General features: G+C 33.5%; 20 protein-coding genes. 9 read left to right on the forward strand and 11 right to left on the reverse strand.

The features are described from left to right. Positions 1–153: 153 nt before the first annotated feature. Positions 154–699: a CopD family protein gene (locus tag Q8S25_RS04175; RefSeq protein ID WP_305535143.1), complete on the reverse strand. Its 546-nt coding sequence runs from the start codon at positions 697–699 to the stop codon at positions 154–156. 11 nt (positions 700–710) lie between these two features. Then, positions 711–1,730 (reverse strand): ferrochelatase, encoded by a 1,020-nt coding sequence (hemH, locus tag Q8S25_RS04180; RefSeq protein WP_305535145.1) that lies wholly within the window; start codon positions 1,728–1,730, stop codon positions 711–713. 146 nt (positions 1,731–1,876) lie between these two features. Between hemH and hemA the strand changes: the two genes are divergently transcribed. From hemA to hemN, 7 genes are read left to right on the forward strand one after another with little or no spacing between them, the layout of a single operon-like run. Beyond that, positions 1,877–3,073: a glutamyl-tRNA reductase gene (gene hemA / locus Q8S25_RS04185; protein ID WP_305535147.1), complete on the forward strand. Its 1,197-nt coding sequence runs from the start codon at positions 1,877–1,879 to the stop codon at positions 3,071–3,073. After that, positions 3,073–4,026 carry a hydroxymethylbilane synthase gene (hemC, locus tag Q8S25_RS04190; RefSeq protein ID WP_305535149.1) on the forward strand — a complete coding sequence of 318 codons (954 nt, stop codon included), beginning with the start codon at positions 3,073–3,075 and terminating at the stop codon, positions 4,024–4,026. Before hemA ends, hemC begins: the two co-directional genes overlap by 1 nt. Then, the gene (locus Q8S25_RS04195; protein WP_305535151.1) at positions 4,023–4,727 is read left to right on the forward strand and encodes a uroporphyrinogen-III synthase; all 705 of its coding nucleotides are present in this window, start codon (positions 4,023–4,025) and stop codon (positions 4,725–4,727) included. The genes hemC and Q8S25_RS04195 overlap by 4 nt, the downstream gene beginning before the upstream one ends. Then, a complete protein-coding gene (hemE, locus tag Q8S25_RS04200) occupies positions 4,724–5,764 on the forward strand; it encodes a uroporphyrinogen decarboxylase (RefSeq protein ID WP_305535153.1) in 1,041 nt (346 codons plus the stop codon). Before Q8S25_RS04195 ends, hemE begins: the two co-directional genes overlap by 4 nt. Beyond that, positions 5,764–6,744 carry a porphobilinogen synthase gene (gene hemB / locus Q8S25_RS04205; RefSeq protein WP_305535155.1) on the forward strand — a complete coding sequence of 327 codons (981 nt, stop codon included), beginning with the start codon at positions 5,764–5,766 and terminating at the stop codon, positions 6,742–6,744. Before hemE ends, hemB begins: the two co-directional genes overlap by 1 nt. 12 nt (positions 6,745–6,756) lie before the next feature. Next, positions 6,757–8,046, forward strand: coding sequence for a glutamate-1-semialdehyde 2,1-aminomutase (gene hemL / locus Q8S25_RS04210; protein WP_305535157.1), 1,290 nt, complete (start codon positions 6,757–6,759; stop codon positions 8,044–8,046). 10 nt (positions 8,047–8,056) lie between these two features. Continuing rightward, a complete protein-coding gene (hemN, locus tag Q8S25_RS04215; protein WP_305535159.1) occupies positions 8,057–9,418 on the forward strand; it encodes an oxygen-independent coproporphyrinogen III oxidase in 1,362 nt (453 codons plus the stop codon). Here the strand turns inward: hemN and Q8S25_RS04220 are convergent. The 4 genes from Q8S25_RS04220 to coaBC form a co-directional block, all read right to left on the reverse strand. Beyond that, complete coding sequence (locus tag Q8S25_RS04220) at positions 9,415–11,643, reverse strand: TonB-dependent receptor domain-containing protein (RefSeq protein WP_305535161.1); 2,229 nt, start codon at positions 11,641–11,643, stop codon at positions 9,415–9,417. The two genes, hemN and Q8S25_RS04220, sit on opposite strands and share 4 nt — an antisense overlap. Positions 11,644–11,750: 107 nt before the next feature. Then, entirely contained in the window at positions 11,751–12,824 is a 1,074-nt protein-coding gene (locus Q8S25_RS04225; RefSeq protein ID WP_305535163.1) for a serine hydrolase, read from the reverse strand. A 251-nt stretch (positions 12,825–13,075) separates the two neighbouring features. Beyond that, positions 13,076–13,834: an SDR family oxidoreductase gene (locus tag Q8S25_RS04230; RefSeq protein ID WP_305535165.1), complete on the reverse strand. Its 759-nt coding sequence runs from the start codon at positions 13,832–13,834 to the stop codon at positions 13,076–13,078. Continuing rightward, positions 13,834–15,024 (reverse strand): bifunctional phosphopantothenoylcysteine decarboxylase/phosphopantothenate--cysteine ligase CoaBC, encoded by a 1,191-nt coding sequence (gene coaBC, locus Q8S25_RS04235; protein WP_305535167.1) that lies wholly within the window; start codon positions 15,022–15,024, stop codon positions 13,834–13,836. The genes Q8S25_RS04230 and coaBC overlap by 1 nt, the downstream gene beginning before the upstream one ends. Positions 15,025–15,080: 56 nt before the next feature. Between coaBC and panC the strand changes: the two genes are divergently transcribed. Both panC and panB read left to right on the forward strand, forming a co-directional pair. Then, a complete protein-coding gene (panC, locus tag Q8S25_RS04240; protein WP_305535168.1) occupies positions 15,081–15,938 on the forward strand; it encodes a pantoate--beta-alanine ligase in 858 nt (285 codons plus the stop codon). Positions 15,939–15,942: 4 nt separating this feature from the next. Then, a complete protein-coding gene (gene panB, locus Q8S25_RS04245; RefSeq protein WP_305535170.1) occupies positions 15,943–16,746 on the forward strand; it encodes a 3-methyl-2-oxobutanoate hydroxymethyltransferase in 804 nt (267 codons plus the stop codon). Between the two features lie 29 nt (positions 16,747–16,775). On the opposite strand, the gene Q8S25_RS04250 is transcribed toward panB, so the two are convergent. From Q8S25_RS04250 to Q8S25_RS04270, 5 genes are read right to left on the reverse strand one after another with little or no spacing between them, the layout of a single operon-like run. After that, positions 16,776–17,894, reverse strand: a complete 1,119-nt coding sequence (locus tag Q8S25_RS04250; protein WP_305535172.1) for an ABC transporter permease — start codon at positions 17,892–17,894, stop codon at positions 16,776–16,778. Next, complete coding sequence (locus tag Q8S25_RS04255; protein WP_371131576.1) at positions 17,891–19,060, reverse strand: ABC transporter permease; 1,170 nt, start codon at positions 19,058–19,060, stop codon at positions 17,891–17,893. Before Q8S25_RS04255 ends, Q8S25_RS04250 begins: the two co-directional genes overlap by 4 nt. Then, on the reverse strand, positions 18,999–19,739 hold the full coding sequence (locus Q8S25_RS04260; RefSeq protein ID WP_305535174.1) for an ABC transporter ATP-binding protein: 741 nt from the start codon (positions 19,737–19,739) through the stop codon (positions 18,999–19,001). The genes Q8S25_RS04255 and Q8S25_RS04260 overlap by 62 nt, the downstream gene beginning before the upstream one ends. Then, on the reverse strand, positions 19,732–20,652 hold the full coding sequence (locus Q8S25_RS04265; protein ID WP_305535176.1) for an ABC transporter ATP-binding protein: 921 nt from the start codon (positions 20,650–20,652) through the stop codon (positions 19,732–19,734). Before Q8S25_RS04265 ends, Q8S25_RS04260 begins: the two co-directional genes overlap by 8 nt. After that, positions 20,633–21,562, reverse strand: a complete 930-nt coding sequence (locus tag Q8S25_RS04270) for an HlyD family secretion protein (RefSeq protein ID WP_305535178.1) — start codon at positions 21,560–21,562, stop codon at positions 20,633–20,635. Before Q8S25_RS04270 ends, Q8S25_RS04265 begins: the two co-directional genes overlap by 20 nt. Positions 21,563–21,564: the final 2 nt, after the last annotated feature.

A 21,564-nucleotide genomic window follows, 5' to 3' on the forward strand; every position in this document is an offset into this window, starting at 1 on the left:
TGAATAAATCAACGATTTTGGACTAGGGAATAAAAATGAGGAGTTGATTTATTCCATTGGATTTTAAGCAGTAAATATAGATTATTACGCAACAAAAAAAAGAAAATGTTAATAAACATTTTCTTTACTTAAGTATGCATTAAAGTTAACATGTTAACTTGACCGCCACTTTCTATACAATCGAATTGCGATAATTAGGACTGATATCAAAGCGATTATACCAATCACCATCCAAAAAAAACTAATCCATTGTTTTACAACAACCAACGCAACTATGGCAAAAAGAAGAAGCGTAGGTACTTCATTCCAATAACGAATTTGTTGAGCAGTGTAAGGATATTGCTCATCCTCTATTTTATTAATTAAATACTGCAATGAAAAATGAAAGGCGTACAAAAGGACCACTAATAAAATTTTGAGTTGAAACCATATTCCTTCTTTTGTAAAAAAAATGCTAAACCATTTACCGTTGATTGCTACAATTATACCAAGTATTAAGGTTATGATTGCAGATGGCCAAGTAATTGCCAGCCATAATCTATTCAACATAATTTTTAATTGAGTCTGTATGATTAGTCTTTCAGACGATGGTTTTGAATTAGCTTCAATTATATAAATAAGTAACCTAGGAACATAAAAAAGACCTGCAAACCAAGTCACAACAAAAATGATATGCAGCGCTTTTAAATAAGGATACATCAACTATAGCTTTAACGATAAGAATTAATAATTTGATCTACAGCATTTATCCAAGTGCTTTGTGCATTTAAACAAGGAATCATTGTAAAAGATTCCCCACCCGCTTTTAAAAATATTTCTTTCCCTTCTTCAGCAATTTCTTCTAAAGTTTCTAAACAATCAGAAACAAAAGCGGGACATGCAATTAATAAATTCTTAACACCTTCAGCAGGCAATTCTTTTAATCTTGCTGCTGTGTAGGGTGTAAGCCATTTATCTTGTCCTAAACGAGATTGAAATGTTTGTTCAAAAAGATTTGGTGCTAGCCCAAGCTTATTGGCAACTAAATTAGTGGTTTCAAAGGTTTGATGACGATAGCAAAATTCGTGTGATGCACAAGATACATTACAACAATCTTTCACTTTTAAACAATGATTTAAAGTAATATCGCCCTTTTTAATATGACGCTCAGGAACGCCATGATAGCTTAATAACAACTTATCAAATGGATTCTTTAAAAATGGAGCAATAGAATCTGCCAATGCATTTATGTAGTAAGTATTATTATAATAAGGTGGAATAGTAGTAAGCTTGAAAGGATAATATTTCTCCTTGTGAATTTGTTGAGCATATTCAACAGCAGTCTCAAAACTACTCATTGCATAATGCGGGTATAAAGGGAATAGAATCACTTCTTCCAAATCGGGTATATTACTCATTAAACTATCATAAGCTTGAGATGGATGTGGATTTCCATACCGCATACATACTTCCACCAATTCAGGTATTTTAGAAGAAAGCGCATGTTGCAATTCATAGGTATTAACCAATAATGGTGAACCTTCTTTAGTCCATATTGATTGATAAGCATGAGCAGATTTAGGCGAACGAAATGGAACTATAATACCTTTAACCAATAAGGTCCTCAGTATAAAAGGAATATCAATCACTTTTTCATCCATTAAAAATTCTTTCAGATATATCTTCACATCGCTTACTGATGGGGAATTAGGCGAACCCAAATTCATTAAAAGAATCCCTTTTTTAGTCATATAAGAATTAATATTATTAAGAAGACAAAGTTCAAGATAAAAGAAAGAATAAATAAGATTTTATAAAATGATTTTATAAAAAAGACAGTATCGTGACATACTCCAAGTAGCTACAAAATAACTTTGCTGTTATACTATACAGATTTATGAATTTATTTCAATTCATTTTAGTAGGCATTAATTATAAGAAAACTGAAGCTTCAACACGTGGACTATTTGCAATAAATAATCAAGAAAACAGTTCACTGCTTAAAGCAGCAAAAAAGGAAGGCATTGAACAATTATTTGTTTTGAGCACTTGCAATAGAACAGAAGTATACGCAGTTTGTGATTCTATTGAAAAGGTTTTTAAAATATTAGCAACACATACTAAAGGCGGAATAGCTTTATTAAAAGAAAAAGCTTACTGCAAATATTCTGAAGAAGCTATTCAGCATTTGTTTGAAGTAGCTGCTGGTATTGATTCTCAAATATTAGGAGATTATGAAATAATTGGACAATTAAAAAATTCTTTTAAAATAGCTAAACAAGAAAAAGTTGTCGGTGCCTTTTTAGAGAGACTATTTAATACAGTTTTGCAATCATCAAAAGCCATAAAGAATAATACTAATTTAAGTAGTGGAACAACTTCCATTTCTTTTGCAGCAATACAATATATACTTGACCATATTACCGAGCCTAGCTCAAAAATTTTTATAGTAATTGGCACTGGTAAAATTGGAATTAATACTTGTAAAAATATCAAAGACTATATCAATCCCAAAGAATTATGGGCATCCAATAGAACTGAGGAAAAAGCCGTAAGTCTGGCAAATGAGCTCAATATAACAGTACAGCCATTTGAACACATGAATGAAAACATCCAGAAAGCAGATGTAGTAATAGTCGCGACCAACTCAGCTGATTATATAATAAAAAAAGAAAATGTTTTTTCAGATAAGTCAAGATGTTTTATAGACTTATCTATTCCGAACAATATAGATGTTTCAATCTCAACAATATCACAGCAAACGTTAATCAACATAGATGATTTATCTAAAATTAATGATCAAACACTATCATTAAGAAAATCTAATATTCCGAAAGCCCTAGAAATTATTGCTATGCATGTTAATGAATTTAATGAGTGGCATCGATTAAGAAAATTTGCACCTGTTTTAAAACTATTAAAAACAAGTTTGGATACATTAAACCTTCAATCAACAAAAGCAAGTCAATCTAATTCTAAGGAAGTAAATTTTATAGTGAATAAAGTTGCTACTGAATTAAGGACTAAGCAACAGCCATCTTGTTTTTACATGCAAGCAGTTCAGGATTTTATAAAACAACCCAATTTCAATTAATGAAGTCAATTTGGAAAATTGGAACGAGAGAAAGTAAATTGGCATTGTGGCAAGCCAATTTAGTAAAGGATTTACTAGAATTGCAGGGAGAAAAAGCAGAATTAGTTCTTGTAAAATCTGAGGGTGATATTGATTTAGTTACGCCACTTTATGAAATGGGTGTTCAAGGAATATTTACTAAATCTTTAGATACTGCCTTACTAAAAGAATCCATTGATATTGCTGTACACTCAATGAAAGATGTGCCAACAAAATTACCAGAAGGTATCGTACAAGTGGCTGTTTTACCTAGAGCATCTTATAAAGATGTGTTTGTTATAAATCATTCAATTGATAACAATGCTTGTACAGAATTACTTGGGAGAGAGGAGAATGATTTTTTTAAAGAAATACCGATAACACTTGCTACAAGCAGTATCAGAAGAAAAGCACAATGGTTAAATAGATTCCCTCAACACCAAATAGAATCAATAAGAGGAAACGTAAATTCCAGACTACAAAAAGTATATGAGAGCAGATGGAATGGGGCCATTTTTGCAAAAGCTGGATTAGAAAGAATTGGAATTTTGCCTAAAGATGCCATAGAACTTGATTGGATGCTTCCAGCACCGGCACAAGGTGCAATAGTTTTAGTTACAAGAGACGATAATCAAGCACTTATCCAATTATTAAATACACTAAATGATTATCATACAGACTTATGTACAAAAATAGAGCGAGACTTTTTAAGAACCTTATTAGGCGGTTGTACTACACCCATTAGCGCATTAGCAGAAGTTAAAGAAGAGTTGGTTCACTTTTCTGGACAATTACTATCAGTTGATGGGTCAGAGAAAATAGAAATCAGTAGCATTAAGCCAATTTCAGAATCAAAAAACATAGGTATAAATGCTGGATTAGAGATTCTTGCAAATGGTGGAACCGCTATTATACAAAAAATGAATTTACATTGATTAATCCTATTCAAATATTATTTACAGGGCAAACCCTAGATAAAGAAATTGTGAAGGATATCCCAAATGGGTTTCATATAGATCATTTGCCATTTATTGAAACAATACCCACAAGAGACCAAAAAACAATTGAAGCATTACAAACAATCAGTAATCAAAAAGCAGTACTTGTAATCACTAGCCCAATTGCGGCAGAATGGACAAATGGAATTATTCAACATATTCCTGACTGGTCAATTGCTTGTATGGAAGGAAAAACTGAAGGAGTATTAAAAGAAAACAATTGGGAAGACTTAATTAAATATAAAGCTGATAACAGCCTTACACTTGCTGAACAAATTGCATCCAATACCTCAAAAGAACAACCAATTTATTATTTGGGAAGTAATTTAAGATTAGAACATCTACCCTATTTTCTTCGAGAACAAGGATACACCTTACATGAAATTGAAGCTTATCAAACTAAATACGTAATCCAACCAATACAAAAAAAATACAACGCTATTGCGTTTTTAAGTCCAAGTGGTGTGAAAAGTTTTTTTAACCAACATGCTATAGATGAATCAACATCATTATTTGCAATAGGAGATACAACAGGCCAATCATTACAAGAAATCTCCAATAAGGAAGTGATTATATCACCACTAGTAAATCAGAAAGCACTCTTTAATACTATTTATAATTATTATCAACTGATATGAATTTAAAAAACGATTTATTATTAAAAGCCCTAAGAGGGGAAGATATTGAGCGAGTTCCTGTTTGGATGATGCGACAAGCAGGCAGGTATTTACCTGAATATATAAAAATTAGAGAAAAATATAGTTTTTTTGAAAGGTGTCAAACACCTGAATTAGCAGCAGAAATCACTATCCAACCAATAGATATCATTGGAGTAGATGCAGCTATATTATTCTCTGATATCTTGGTAGTGCCGCAAGCTATGGGCTTAGAAGTTCAATTAATAGAATCGAAGGGGCCTTATTTACCCAATCCAATAAAAACAAAAAAGGATTTCGAGAGAATACGAGTTCCTGAAATTGATGAAACGTTGTTTTATGTGATGGACGCCATTAAATTAATCAAAGAAAGATTAGACAACAGAGTACCACTTATTGGTTTTGCTGGTGCGCCGTGGACCATTTTATGCTACATGGTACAAGGTAAAGGGAGTAAAACCTTTGATGAGGCTAAGGCATTCTGTTATCAAGAACCGGTATTGGCAAATCAACTTTTGCAAATGATAACCGATACTACCATTGCATATTTAGAAGCACAAATTGAAGCAGGAGTAGATACTGTTCAAATTTTTGATAGCTGGGGAGGTCTTTTAAGTAAAGCAGATTTTGAATTGTTTTCACTACCCTATATTGAACAAATAGTAACCGCCATAAAATCGAAAGCACCTACAATAGTATTCGCAAAAGGGGCATGGTCATCACTGAATACCCTAAGTAAAACTGGAGCAGCAGCTTTGGGTTTAGATTGGTGTATTACTGCTCCAATGGCTCGTCAATTTGCCGGAAGCAATATAACCTTGCAAGGAAATTTTGATCCAGCAAAATTACTATCGCCCATTCCTACCATTGTTAAAGAGACTGAAACAATGTTAAAAGGATTTGGCAAGAGAAATTATATTGCCAACCTAGGTCATGGTATTTTGCCTAATGTTCCAGTAGATCATGCTAAAGCATTTGTAAACACCGTAAAAAACTTTGATTATTCAAAACTGGCATAATGTACCTACAAAGAAGAAATAGAATACTTAGACAAACACCTGCTATTAGATCAATGGTGTCAGAAAACAATCTGCTTGAAAGTGATTTTATTGCACCTTTATTTATTGAAGAGGGTGAAAATAAAAAGACTGAGATTAACTCAATGCAGGGGTATTATCGTTACTCTATTGATAATACTATAAAAGAAGTGAAGGAGCTTTGGTCATTAGGAATAAAGAGTGTACTCATTTTCGTAAAGTCTGCAGATGAATTGAAAGATAATACTGGTAAAGAAGCTTGGAATCCTAATGGATTAATGCAAAGAAGTATTAAAGCAATCAAAGATGCAGTTCCTGAAATAGTTGTAATGACCGACATAGCTTTGGACCCCTACTCTTCATATGGCCATGATGGTATTGTTGAAAACGGAGAAATTGTAAACGACAAAACAGTAGATGCATTAATTAAAATGAGTATCAGTCATGCTGCTGCTGGCGCAGACTTTTTAGCCCCAAGTGATATGATGGATGGAAGAATTGGGGCTATTCGAAATGCTTTGGAACAAGAAAATTATACCCATATTGGTATTATGAGTTACAGTGCAAAATATGCTTCCTGTTTTTATGGTCCATTCAGAAATGCTTTAGATAGTGCCCCTGGTTTTGGAGATAAAAAAACCTATCAAATGAATTATGCCAATAGATTAGAAGCCATCAAAGAAACTCAAATGGATATTGAGGAGGGTGCTGATATTGTTATGATTAAACCTGCAATGGCCTATTTGGATATAATTAGAGAAATCAAGAATGCGGTTTCAGTTCCTGTAAGTGCTTATCATGTAAGTGGAGAATATGCTATGATTAAAGCAGCAGCCGAGAAAGGTTGGATTGACGAAGAAAAAGCAATCATAGAGAGTTTAACTTCTATCAAAAGAGCTGGTGCAGACTTAATTGCTACCTATTTTGCCAAAGATGCTATTAAAATAATGAATGAATTATAATTAAATGAGATTATGCTGCAATTAATCAAAAGCAAACACCTATTTGAGCAAGCACAAAAAAGTATACCTGGTGGAGTTAATTCTCCTGTTCGTGCATTTAAAAGTATTGGAGGTACCCCTTTATTTATAAAATCTGCAAAAGGGGCGTATCTTTTTGATGAGGACAACAATAAATATATAGATTATATAGCTTCGTGGGGGCCGATGATTTTAGGACACGCTCACCCGGCAATAATTAAAGCAATTCAACAACAAGTGGAGCTTTCCACTTCATATGGAGCACCTACTTCCTTAGAAATTTCTATGGCCGAACTCATTAAAGAGATGGTACCCAATGTAGACTTAATTAGAATGGTCAGTAGTGGAACAGAAGCTTGTATGAGTGCGCTAAGATTAGCAAGGGGTTATACCGGAAAAAATAAGTTTATCAAATTCAATGGATGTTATCACGGTCATGCCGATGCATTTTTAGTAAAAGCAGGTAGTGGTTTAGCTACTTTGGATATTCAATCTGTACCAGGAATTACAGCAGGTGTTAGCATTGATACATTAACCTGTGATTATAATGATCTTGAAGGTGTAAAAAAATTAGTAGGAACGCATAAAAATCAAATTGCGGCAATCATAATAGAACCTATTGCTGGTAATATGGGTTGTATATTACCTGAACAAGGATTTCTTGAAGCCCTTCGAGCTATTTGTACTGAAGAAAACATTGTGCTCATTTTCGATGAAGTAATGACCGGATTTAGGCTAGCGAAGGGTGGAGCTCAAGAGTTATTAGGAATACAAGCAGATCTTATAACTTATGGCAAAGTGATTGGTGGAGGAATGCCCGTTGGAGCATTTGGAGGTAGATATGAAATTATGCAACATATAGCTCCATTAGGAAATGTTTATCAAGCAGGTACATTAAGTGGAAATCCTATTGCCATTAGAGCTGGTTTTACCTTATTGTCGCTTTTAAATGAGGGCGATCACTTTCAATCGCTCGCAAAAAAAACAGCCTATTTAAAAGAAGGTCTTAATAAGGTTTTTTCGAATAGTAAAATCCCGTTTACTATTAATCAAATTGGCTCAATGATTAGTGTACATTTTAGCGACCAGCTAGTTACAAATTTTGAAACCGCAGGAGCTGCTAATAATCAACTCTTTAACCAATTCTTTCACCAGATGTTAGCGAAAGGGGTTTATTTGCCCCCCTCTGCATTTGAAAGTTGGTTTTTAAACGACGCCATAACTTATGCAGACTTAGACTTTACAATTAAGGCGGCGGAAGAAAGCTTATCCTTGATACTTTAAAACAATTACTATGCAAGTAAGTGCTACATTATTAGACAAATACAATATTCCAGTCCCTAGGTATACTAGTTATCCAACTGTACCCTACTGGAATGACACCATAGTAGTTGAGCAATGGCAAAATTTATTCATCAAGAGATTTGATGAGTGTAACCAACAAGAGGGTATTAGTTTATACATTCATTTACCTTTTTGTGAAAAACTTTGCACATTTTGCGGATGCAACAAAAAGATCACTACTAACCACGGTGTGGAACTAGAATATATTACTCATTTATTACAAGAGTGGAGTAATTATCGTTCTAAAATGAATAGTAAACCAATTATCAAGGAGTTGCACATAGGAGGGGGTACACCCACTTTTTTTTCTCCAGAAAATTTAAACAGAATAATCAATACCATTTTAGCTGATTCCATCATTCCTGAGTCACATGAATTTAGCTTTGAAGGGCATCCCAATAATACAACTTACGAACATTTAGAAACATTGTACCAACTCGGTTTTAATAGAGTCAGTTTTGGCGTACAAGACAGTAATATAGAAGTTCAAGAAGTAATCAACAGAATACAACCACACGAGAATGTAGTGAAAGTAGTAGAATGGGCTAGAACTATTGGCTATGAGTCTATTAATTTAGACTTAGTGTATGGTTTGCCACTACAAAACTTGAGTAGAATGGAAAAAACCATTCAAAATGCTTTATCAATTAAGCCAGACAGGATTGCGTTTTACAGTTATGCGCATGTGCCATGGACCAGTAAGGCACAACGTTTATTTGACGAGTCCGATTTACCCGATAGTGCCACTAAAATGCAATTGTATCAGTTGGGTACAAAAATGTTCACAGAAAATGGGTATACAGATATTGGAATGGATCACTTTGCACTACCCAATGATTTAATGGTTAAGGCAAGCAAAAAAGGAAATTTACATCGCAACTTCATGGGCTATACTGTTCAACAAACTGGGATGTTATTGGGTTTGGGCGTATCAAGCATCAGTGATATTTATTATGGATTTGCACAAAATAAAAAAACCATTCATGAATATTATGAGGAAGTATCTAAAGGGCATTTAGCAGTAACCAAAGGTTATTTTTTGACCACAATAGACCAAGCGATGCGTCAATATATTCTTGACATTGCTTGCAGGGGTGTTACAAAATTTAACCCTACAGACTACACACTCTTAAAAAAATATTCATTTCCTGTTTTATCAGATTTAGAAAAGGATGGTTTTATAATTTGGGATGACAAAGGATTAACAGTTACAACACTCGGCAAACATTTTATTAGAAATATTTGCCGAGCTTTTGATATAAAACTGTTATCAGCTGAAACGCAAAAACAAACTTTTAGTAAGGCAGTTTAAAAAATAGCCTTTATGCCCATATTAAAACCAAGGGGCATATTCGGCCTGTAACCATTAGGCAAATTGGCAACTATACTTTTGTTGTTCGTGATATTATTGATTGTTGCAAAGGCACTCAATGTTTTATTGATTTGATAATTGCTAGAAAGATCAATGATTACAAAACCGGCAATCGCATTTACGTTATTGTATAGAACATTCCTTTCGGGAACTATGGTATTAGTTTGACCAGGTGTTGTTCTGGTTTTGCCTACATAACGTGCAACCAAAGTAGTATTCATTTTTTGGGTTTCTATACCAATGCTTGCAGTAAATAGATGGGGCGTAATAAATGGAATGAAATCTCCTCTATTAATGATTCCACTCCCCCAATCTCCCCCACCATTCTGAAATGTTTCTCTAAATGTAGCATTGGTATAAGTATATGCCAAGTTGATGGGCATTTTTGTGGTAACATTTTCTTTGTATAACAAATCATAACCAACACTTAATTCTATTCCTTTGATGGTAGCATTTCCTGCATTAAACTGATCACCAGTACCTAACCCTCCTCCAGACATATTATCTGAACCCAAAATATTGGCATAATCGTTCAAGAAAGCAGCAGCTTGTAATTGGACAGCTTTATTGTTGTATCTATAGCCTAGTTCATAATTGATTGCAGTTTCAACTTTAGCTTGACCAGTTGTAGAATTAACTGAAGGCATGCCTGGAGGAGAAAATCCTTTGTGAATGCCGGCAAATAAATCATTGCCATTATTTAACGCATAATTAAATCCTATTCCAGGTAAAACAATTTTCATTTGATTAGTTGCAGATCTCAAATTAGCCCCTAGTCTTCCATTGTCTGCATTGCCAAAATTTTGAAAATCGAATTGTATATTTTCATAGCGGATGCCAGGACTTATGGTTAACCCCTTATAAGTTAAATCATAACTTAAATATGTTGCAACAGAATTTGCATTTCGTATTTGATTTTCTTGATTTCCATTTACACCAGCACTAGTCTGTACCATTGTTCCATTGGTCATTGCATAAACAGAACGGGTGGCATATCGATCTGCTTGATCAGCATGAATTCTAACTCCCAACTGTAACTTATGAATTAGATTACCCGTTGTAAAATTGAATTGTGCATTAGACTGAATACCTTTTGAAAAATAGGTCCTTGCAGCATTTTGAAAATCAATATTACCATTCGCTTTTCCAGTCATTATTTGATAAGGGAGTTGGTGCAAAGTTGGATTGCTTAAAATATTATTGACGCTTTGTCCACCTATGGTATTTACCCTACCCCAATCTCTGAATGTAGTTGAATAATAAGCAGTTGTTACTATAGAGAACTGATTGGTTGGTTTTATGGAATGGGTTAACGAAATATGATTATGACTCAAATTCAATAAATCTTTTTGTGTAGCTGAGTATCTTCTTAGTGCGTTTGCTTGATAGTCTTCGTATGTTAAACCCAAATAGGTTTCATTGGCTTTCTCAGAAGTGTTTACTATTTTAAGGGTGACTGATTGAGGAACTCTTGATGATGCGCCATTATGCCAACGTAACTTGGCCAAGACATCTCTTCTATCAAAACCTGTATTGTCGCCATTATCTAGCTCTTTAAATCCGTTGCTTGCTAAACGATTTACTTCAAAAACATAATCAAAGTTTTGTTGACTATCTCCCACCCAAATTCTTTGTTGATTGGTACCAAAACTTCCAACAGATAAATGTGCAAACCCTTTGAACGAATTGGGAATTGATGTAGAAAGAAGGTTAACAGCCCCTCCAACGGTGTAAGGACCGTATTTAATTTGGCTACTGCCTTTTAATACTTCTACCCCTTGCATGCGAGCAAAACTGGGGAAATAATATGCCGAAGGATCCGCATAAGGAGCTGGCGCAATTAGCACACCATCTTCCATCAAAGTAATTTTAGCACTCCGATTAACGGGAGTTCCTCTCAATCCAATATTCGGCCTTAATCCAAACCCCTCTTCATCCCTAATATTCACACCAGGAATGATTCTTAATACATTATTGATATTTGTTTGATTCAATTTAGCCAGTTGCTTACTGCTAATATATTGACCAGCACCTGGAATTAAATGTGCCCTTGATCCAACAATAGTAACCGACTCTAATTCAACTGTTGTTATAGAATCTTTTGCCTGTTGTGCTTTTAGGGTAAATGATATTAATATAAACGTTAAAACGACTAATCTCTTCACTTTTTTTACTTTTTTAATTAGGGTGCAAAAATGTAGCTTGAACCCCTATTAAAAAGTAGCAATCGGGAAATCGTTTTACGAAATCAGAAAATAGAAGAATGAAACTATTATTTAATAAGTGAATTGATCTTTTGCCATAAAGCATTATCAAAACCTGAAACGGCAAAGCTAGGATTGGTGGGATCAGACGCGTCTCCCATTCGAACAACCACCATGTTTTTGCTAGGGATCACATAAATACGCTGGTCTTCCGCACCCATTGCCGCATACATATCAGTGGGTGCATTAGGTACTAAGCTGCCCATAAAGTTAACTTGACCTCCAGGAACCATAAAACTGGTTTTTCCATTTAACCACCACAAGTAGCCGTATGAAGGATTAATAGTTTGTGAAGAAGTAATGCTTTCATTAAAGAATGATTGGGTTATAATTTGCTCATTATTCCATTTGCCCTTGTTTAAAGCCAAGATTCCAACTCGAGCCATGCTTCTTGTATTACTATGATAAATTTTAAAAATCAAACCATTGTTCCAAAAACCATCCATTCCAAGTTTGCTTTTGATTTTAGCATTGAAAAAAGATTCAAAATTTTGATTACTTGCTTTAGCAACCACATCCATTAATTTTTGAAATACATTATGGTATGACCATTTAGTTCCAGCATCAGCTAGATAAGTTAAATTAGAAGGTATCACTAAATTATTGGCATCACTTAAGCCAGAAGTCATGGTAAGCAAATGCTTAGACGTAATCAAGTTTTCTTTATTTAAAGGAGCATTGGTCCAACCGGTTCCTAAAAAATCAGACACCCTGGTATTGATATTCAATAACCCTTCCTGCTGGGCTATACCAGTTGCAGCAGTCACTAAGGTTTTACCTGCACTGTTCCAGGGCCAAGTGGTGGTTGCAGTATGGCTATTAAAGTATTCTTCCATTACAATACGTCCATTTACCAAAATCATGAAGGACTTGGTATTGTTTTGTACTAAAAAATCTTTTAGGGGTTGAATGGCAGATTGGTTCCAACTTAAACTACTGATGGTTTGGGTTTCCCAATTAGCTCCAGTAGCATCAGGGAAATACATGGTACTACTTGTTGACGATATGGTTGAATCTACTTTTTTGTAACAACTGATATTAAAAAACATAGCAAATACAAGCCCTGCAAATGAGTATTTCATAAAGCGTTTACATTAAGACTATAAGAAAACGATTAGGTTTAATACGCATGGTTATTCTTGACTTTTCCATATAACAGATAACTAGACGTTTCTTAACATTAAGTTTATAATTATAGTTAACCTTCGTATTAATAAATAAATTTAATATGAAAAGTTCAAGTAAAGCAGCTTTACATGCTATGTCTAGCAATCAATTAATCATTGCAGACAACAGTAGTATTTTTGAGGAAGAATTTGAATTTGCATAATTTTTATACTTTTCTTAGTGCAGAAAAGCCCCCATCTACCACAATAGTTTCTCCTGTAATGTAGGCAGAGGATTCCATGGCCAGGAAAGCAACTGCGTGGGCTATTTGATCAGGACTTGCAATTGTTTTTAAAGGTGTATTAGAGATTACAAAATTTTCTAGAGATTGATCTTGTAACATACTATTAATTCGGTTAGTAGACGTAAACCAAGGCGCAACAGAGTTTACTCTAATTGAATAAGGTGCCCATTCAATTGCTAAACTTTTAGTTAATTGGATAATTGCTGCCTTACAAACTGCATACATACTTCCGGTTCCAACATCTTCTAGCCCGGCTATTGAACTAATATTAATAATTACCGCCCCATTAGCAGCTTTTAATTTATTAAAAAGTACCTGAGTAAATTGAATATTGCTAAATAAATTAAGGTTGAAGATGGATTGTATATCGTTATAAGTGTATTCTAAAAATTTCTTCGGGAAATTACCACCAACATTATTTACAAGAATATCAATTGCAGGTAAGTCAATTTGATTCAGTATTGATTCATAAGTGTCATATGCTGTAATATCAGCTTTAATCCCTTTTACATTAAACCCTTTTGAATGCCACTCTGCAATTCGATTGGTCATATCGTCATTATTTCGCGCAATTACAATAACATAAGCACCTAGTTGTAATAACTCGTTTGCAATAGACCAACCAATTCCTTTTGTTCCACCAGTAACAATCGCCGTTTTATTTTTTAAATCCCAACTCACTAATTCCAGTTTTTAAGTATATATGACAATAAATTCTGTGCAATTAATTCTTTAGTCATTGACATCATTGGATGAACCATTTCATTATCAACAAAAGATACTGCCATTTTATCTTGATTAAAGCAAGTATTGGCATGATCTAATTTATTCAGAATAATTAGATTGGCAAGTTTCCTTTTTAATTTAGCTTTTGCATTGTCAATACCGTTTTCTGTTTCTAGTGCAAACCCAATTATTTTCTGATGGGGTGCCTTTTGAGTGCCCATTGAACCAATAATATCCACCGTTTTAACAAGGGTTAAATCCAAATTTTCATTTGACTTTTTAATTTTTTGAGGTCTAGGGTCTGCTATAGTATAATCTGCAACTGCAGCTGAAAAAATACCTATATCAAAAATTGGTTGATATTGCTTACAAGCATCATACATTTCTGTTGCAGTAGATACTTTAATAAGTTGAATGCCTGTATAATTAGGACTTATTGAAACAGGTCCTGATACTAAAATAACATTTGCACCAGCCATATAAAGTGTTTCTGCAATAGCATAACCCATTTTACCTGAAGAGCGATTGGTAATCACCCGTACTGGATCAATAGGCTCCTCCGTTGGTCCGGCAGTTACTAAAACGGTTTTACCAGTTAACTCGCTTGATCTTAAAAAGTTTTCTTTAATATAAGTGATAATTTCTGCTGGTTCTGGCAATCTACCTTTCCCCGTTAAACCGCTAGCTAATAAACCTGAATTAGGTTCAACTATTTGGTTACCTTGTTCTTTTAATAATTCAATATTGCGTTGAGTGCTTGGATGCAACCACATATCTTCATCCATTGCAGGTAAAACTAAAACCGGAGAGATACAACTTAAATAGGTTGCAAGTAAAAAATTATCCGATATTCCATTTGCCATTTTGGCAATTGTATTACAACTTGCAGGTGCAACTAAAAATAAATTAGCCCATCGCCCTAAAAGCACATGATTTTGCCAGTGGTCGTTTTCCACAAAGTCACAATAAACACTATGTTCAGAAAAAGTAGTCAACAATGTAGGAGAAATAAAATTTTTAGCAGTTGGTGTAATAATAACCCTGATATCAGCCCCCATCTGCTTTAACTGCCTTATTACAGTGTACATTTTGTACGCGGAAATACTACCTGTTATTCCAACTAAAATTTTGAAATCTGATATCATTATTTAAAATTAGCCATTGTTTTTGAAAAATCATTATTAACTAAGTAACAACAAAAATGAAAATATTCGCACAAATTGATCAACTAAAAGCTTTTTTAAAAGAGGAGAATCAAACCAAATTAATTGGTTTTGTTCCAACCATGGGCGCTTTACATGAAGGTCATCTGAAATTAGTAGAAAAGTCCATTCAAGAAAACGACCTTACAGTTTGTAGCATTTTTGTAAACAAAATACAATTTAACAACGAAGAGGACTTTGCTAAATATCCTAATACGTTAGAAGAAGACATCCAACTACTAGAAAGTATTGGATGCAATTGCTTATTTGCACCAGATCACTCAACTATTTATCCAGAAGGATATAGGTTAAAAGAATATAGCTTAGGAGATATTGAATATGTTTTAGAAGGCTCTTACCGGCCTGGTCATTTTCAAGGAGTTTGTAATGTAGTGAACAGATTATTAGGTATTATTCAACCTGACCGCTTATACCTTGGTTTAAAAGACTTTCAACAATGCAAAGTGATAGAAAAAATGACTCAATTAGTTTGTTTAGAACGAAAACTGGAATTGAAATTTTGTGAAACTATTAGAAATAACGATGGATTAGCGTTGAGTAGTAGAAATAAACGATTAAGTGTAGAGGGTATAAATAAAGCAACAATATTAATCAAAATTTTAAACCAAGCTAGGGAAAAAATACTTGCTGCGAAAGAATCAATAGACTTAACGTTATTAGGTCAAGAATCAATTAAAAAAATATTGAATAGCGGCTTTGATTCTGTTGATTATTTTGCATTTGTAAATGAACATTTTGAAGTGATAGATTTAACATCAAACAAGAATAAACCATCAACTATCTTAACAGCTGGCACCATTGAAGGTGTAAGGCTAATAGACAATATTAAAATTTAAATAAATGACTTTCCGTAAAAAAACAATAAAAACCCTGTTTCAAATGAAACAGAATGGACAACCAATCAGTATGCTCACTGCTTATGATTATACATTTGCAAGCATACTAGACGCAGCAGAAATTGATATTATTCTAGTTGGCGATAGTTTATCAAATGTATTTCAAGGGAACGAAACCACTTTACCAGTTACTTTAGAAGAAATGATTTATCATGGGAAAGCGGTGATGAAAGGAGTTAAACAAGCATTCGTAGTAATAGATTTACCATTTGGCTCTTACCAAGTAAATGATTCTGAAGCATTAAAAAATGCCATACAACTCTTAAAAAATACCAATGCACAAGCAGTTAAATTAGAAGGTGGTCAAGAAATGACCACCACAATTACTAAGATGGTTCAAGCTGGTATACCAGTAATGGGTCATTTAGGATTGACGCCACAGAGCATTCATCAGCTAGGATCCTATGAATTACAAGCAACTTCTCAAGCATCAAAAGACCGATTAAAAGCAGATGCTACTGCTTTAGAACAAGCTGGTTGTTTTGCAATTGTACTAGAAAAAATTCCAGCTGATTTAGCCACTGAAATTGCGACTTCAATGTCAATTCCAGTTATAGGAATTGGAGCAGGAAATGGTTGTGATGGACAAGTATTGGTAATTAATGATTTATTGGGCCTAGATGAATCATTTAAGCCAAAATTTGTTAGAAATTATTTAAACTTAAATACATCTATTTTAGAAGCTGTTAAATTATACATCAAAGATGTAAAAAAGAAAGATTTTCCAAATTCAAATGAATCTTATTGATTTATAAAATCAAACGACTATAATTAGAACTAAGATCTTTTATGATAACTGAGTACAGCCCAAGTATTTATAAATATGGCGTAAATAACCATTATGAGTAATTGGGGCGCTATATCATTTATTCTACTACCTTTTAGCACAACCATTCGCATAACTTCAATAAAATAAGAGATTGGATTCAGTCTTGTAAACCATCTAGCCCAAATGGGCATACTGTCTATACTGGTATATAATCCACCCATTAGTACAAAAATCATCATAATGAAAAATGTGACCAACATAGCTTGTTGTTGATTTTCAGAGTAAGAAGATATTAATAATCCAATTCCAAGAATAACCATTAAATAAATAGCAGCAAATACATATAAAGTAAAATATGAGCCAAGTGGTATGATTCCATAAACCAGCCATGCAATTAAAAAACCTACACTTATTACCACTATTCCAATGACCCAAAACGGAATTAACTTCCCCAATATAAAATGGGCTTTTTTGATAGGGGTTACATTAATCTGTTCTATTGTACCCATTTCCTTTTCGCGAACAATATTGATAGAAGAAAGATTCATACCTACAATAGTAATGAGTAAAACCAATATACCTGGAACCATGAATATTTTATAATTCATTTTAGGATTATACCAATTGGAAGAACTTATTTCTATGATGGGCATTTCCGTAAATCTTCCAGGGGTAAGGGTTTCAATTCTAAAATCAGCATTATACGCTTGTACTATATTCGTTAAATAGGCTGCTCCTAAATTTGCCTTCACGCCGTTGATGGCATTTACTGCAAGAAAAAGTTTTGACTCTTTTTCATTGTATAAATTAACTTCAAAATTTTTAGGGATTTCTAAAATCAAATCAGCTTTGTCATTTTCAATGGATTCCATTGCTGCATCAAAATCATTATCGTAACTCACTAATTTAAAATAATTAGAGGCTGTTATTTTTTGAACCAATTGATTCGATACAGCAGAATGATCTCTATCAATCACGGCAATATTAATATTTTTTATTTCATAATCAGCTGCCATTGGTAACATAATCAGCTGTATTACCGGCATAATAAAAATCACTTTCAAAATAGCCGGGTTCCTAAATATTTGTTTGAACTCTTTTTCGAGAATATAGCGTAATGGACTCATGCTAATCTGATTTTAAACTTTTTAATTGCCATGGTAAAAAAGAAAATCATCATCATAAATAAAATCAGAGTTTCTTTCCAAACCAATTGAATGCCTACACCTTTAATCATTACCGACTTCACTATAATGAAAAACCATTTTGCAGGTATAATATTTGAAACAATTCTTAATGGCAAGGGCATATTTTCAATTGGAAAAATAAATCCACTAAACATGACCGTTGGCAAAAACATAACAATAAGTGATATAAACATAGCTGATTGTTGAGAGTCAGTTCCAGCGGAAATAAGTAATCCCAATCCTAAAGAAACCATAATAAAAAGCGCACTCTCGGCATATAGCAATACCAAACTGCCGTTTATAGGCACATCTAAAACAAAATAACTAAGTAATAAAATGGTAGTAATATTAATTATAGAAAGCAATAAATAAGGAACAGCTTTAGCTAAAATTATTTTAATAGGATTTATTGGTGAAGTGAGTAGAATTTCCATATTACCCAATTCTTTTTCCTTAACAACGGTTAAAGCTGTCATCATTGTACAAACCAATAATAATACCATTGCCATCACTCCAGGAACAAAATTATATGCCCCTTTCAGCTGGGGATTATACATCATTCTAGTATCTACCTCCATTTTGTAAGGAATGATATTGTTCGGATTCAACTCTTTTTGAAAATCTTGTATGATAACAGAAAGGTAATTGGTAAGTGCGGTTGCCACATTCGGATCTGTAGCATCTGTGATAATTTGAAGTTGACCTTTATTTTGAGCAATTAAAGCTGGCGCAAAATCATGAGGTATAATTAATGCAACTTTTACTGTTCCTTTTTTAAACAGCTGATCTATAATGGAAGGATCTTTCGTTTGGCTATACAACTCAAAATAAGCGCTTGATTCTATTTTTTCCACCAACTTCATAGCAGTAGCAGAAGTAGACTGGTTTACTATAACAATGCGGGTATTTTTTACTTCATTGGTTAGTGCAAAACCAAAAATAATAATTTGTACCATGGGCATACCCAATAAAATAAACAGGGTTTTCCGATCCCGAAAAATATGGTAAAATTCTTTGACTATAAAATGATAAAACTGTTTCATGCTATTCAATTCTTTTTGCTTTTCGAGCCAGATGAAGAAAAACTTCATCCATACTTTTTGCATTAAAAGTCTTTTTTAAATTGCCAGGTGAGTCCAGCGCTTCAATTTTCCCATCTACCATAATTGAAACACGATTACAATATTCTGCTTCATCCATATAGTGTGTAGTAACAAAAATAGTGATGCCAATAGCCGCCGCATCGTAAATAAGATTCCAGAACTCTCTTCTGGTAATAGGATCCACTCCGCCTGTAGGCTCATCTAAAAAAACAATTTGAGGTTCATGAAAAATAGCCACTGAGAAAGCTAATTTTTGCTTCCACCCAAGTGGTAATTGACTTACCAGCATATCTGCTTCTTTTTCTAATACCAACTGCTGCAATAACTGATTGGTCTTATCTTTTATTTTTTGTGGCGCAATGCCATAAATACCGGCATAAAATTTAATATTCTCTCTCACTGTTAAATCTTCATATAAAGAGAATTTTTGACTCATGTACCCAATATTTTTTTTTATTGATTCGTTTTCCTTGTAAACATCAAAACCTGCTACAGATGCTTGCCCACTTGTTGGCATAGATAATCCACATAACATTTTCATTGCAGTTGTTTTACCGGCACCATTAGCCCCCAAAAATCCAAATATCTCTCCTTTAGCAACTTCAAAACTGATATCATCTACCGCTTTAAACTGCCCAAATTGTTTAGATAAATTATTTACTACAATGGCATTTTTATTCATGATGCTGCATTAAATGGATGAACAGATCTTCTATATTGGGTTTTATTTTATTGATAGTTACGCTTAGAGGCAAAACAGGAAGAACATCTTTTTCTTTCATTACCAAATGATGGTGCTCTCCAAAAGGATAAATCCTTTCTACAGAGGGATCTTTTTCTAATTCTCTTAATAGCTGTAACATATTTGCACCCTTTATAGCATAAATTGGATTGGTGAATTTATTTACCATTTGAGCAGGTGTGTCAACATCCAATATTTTACCTTCCTGAATTAAAGCTACTTGATCACAAAGTGTTGCTTCGTCCATATATGGAGTAGAAACTAAAATTGTAATTCCTTCTTTCTTTAATGATTGTAATATTTCCCAAAACTCTTTTCTAGAAACCGCATCAACCCCTGTTGTAGGTTCATCTAAGAATAATATAGTTGGCCTATGAATCAATGCACAACATAACGCCAACTTTTGCTTCATTCCACCAGATAACTGACCCGCACGACGATCTTTAAATGGCTCAATTTGAACGTAGAGATCTTTAATAAGATCATAATTTTCTTCAAAACTGGTTCCAAATAAACTGGCAAAAAAATCAAGATTTTCTTTGATAGTAAGATCAGTGTACAAAGAAAATTTCCCTGGCATGTATCCAATTCGCTTTCTAAGTTTTTTATATTCAGTAATCACATTTAAACCGTCTACCCAAATTTCTCCGCTATCAGGTAATAAAAGGGAAGTCAATATTCTAAACAAGGAAGTTTTGCCAGAACCGTCTGGTCCAATTAATCCAAACAAAGTTCCAGCTTGAATAGTCAAATTAATATTTTCTAGTGCAGGAGTTTTCTTTTTCCCAACAATATAAGACTTGTTCACAGCAGTAACCTTAATGGCAATATCACTAGAATTTAACTTCACCATACATACCAATTTTTAGTAACCCATCATTCTTTACCAATATTTTTACCGCATATACCAAATTTGCACGTTCATCTTTTGTTTGAATTGTCTTAGGGGTAAATTCTGCTTTGGAAGCAATAGCACTAATTTTTCCAGCCAACTCTGTGTATTCGTCTTTGTTTTTATCTACAAAAACTTTAACCAGCTGACCTATTTTGATATTGGCTAATTGATCCCCAGTTACATATACCCTTAAAGTCATTATTGACAAATCGGCAATTTTATACAAAGGCTTTCCTACTCCTATCATTTCGCCTTGTTCAACATAAGTAGTTAATACAACTCCATTAATGGGATTGGTAACCGTTGATTTATTAATTAGATCTTGGACTTGGTCAATTCTTCTCTGCATAGGATCTTCTTCACTTAAAACAGCTCTATTTTGGGTACCAATTGTAGATTCTTGCACTTTAATTTGCTGTTTTGTAACATTTACTTGCTTTTGAACAGATTCAATTTGAAACAACAAATCATCTAATTGCTTTTGGGTTGCAGCATCACTTTTTAACAACTGTTCAATCCTATTTTTTTCAAAATGCAAATTCTTCAACTGCGTATTTTGTACTTCTATTTGATTTTTCAGCAATTCAATTTGAGGAGCAACATCTACCATTTTTTGATTTAATGCATTTAATGAAGATCGTAATTGTGCTCTTTGAAGTAATAAATTGTTTGAATCAACTTGAGCAACAATTTGGTTTTGTATCAAACTATCCCCTTCACTAATTTCAAATGCAAGAATCTTACCTGGCACTTCAGATGAAACCATTACTTCGTCTGACTCAAATACGCCTTGCGCATCAAATTTTCCATTTTTGGGTGCACAGCTAAAAAAGAGCATCGTGATAAAAATCCATAGTATATTTTTCATTT

This window comes from Sediminibacterium sp., from assembly GCF_030695065.1.
Lineage (GTDB): Bacteria > Bacteroidota > Bacteroidia > Chitinophagales > Chitinophagaceae > Sediminibacterium.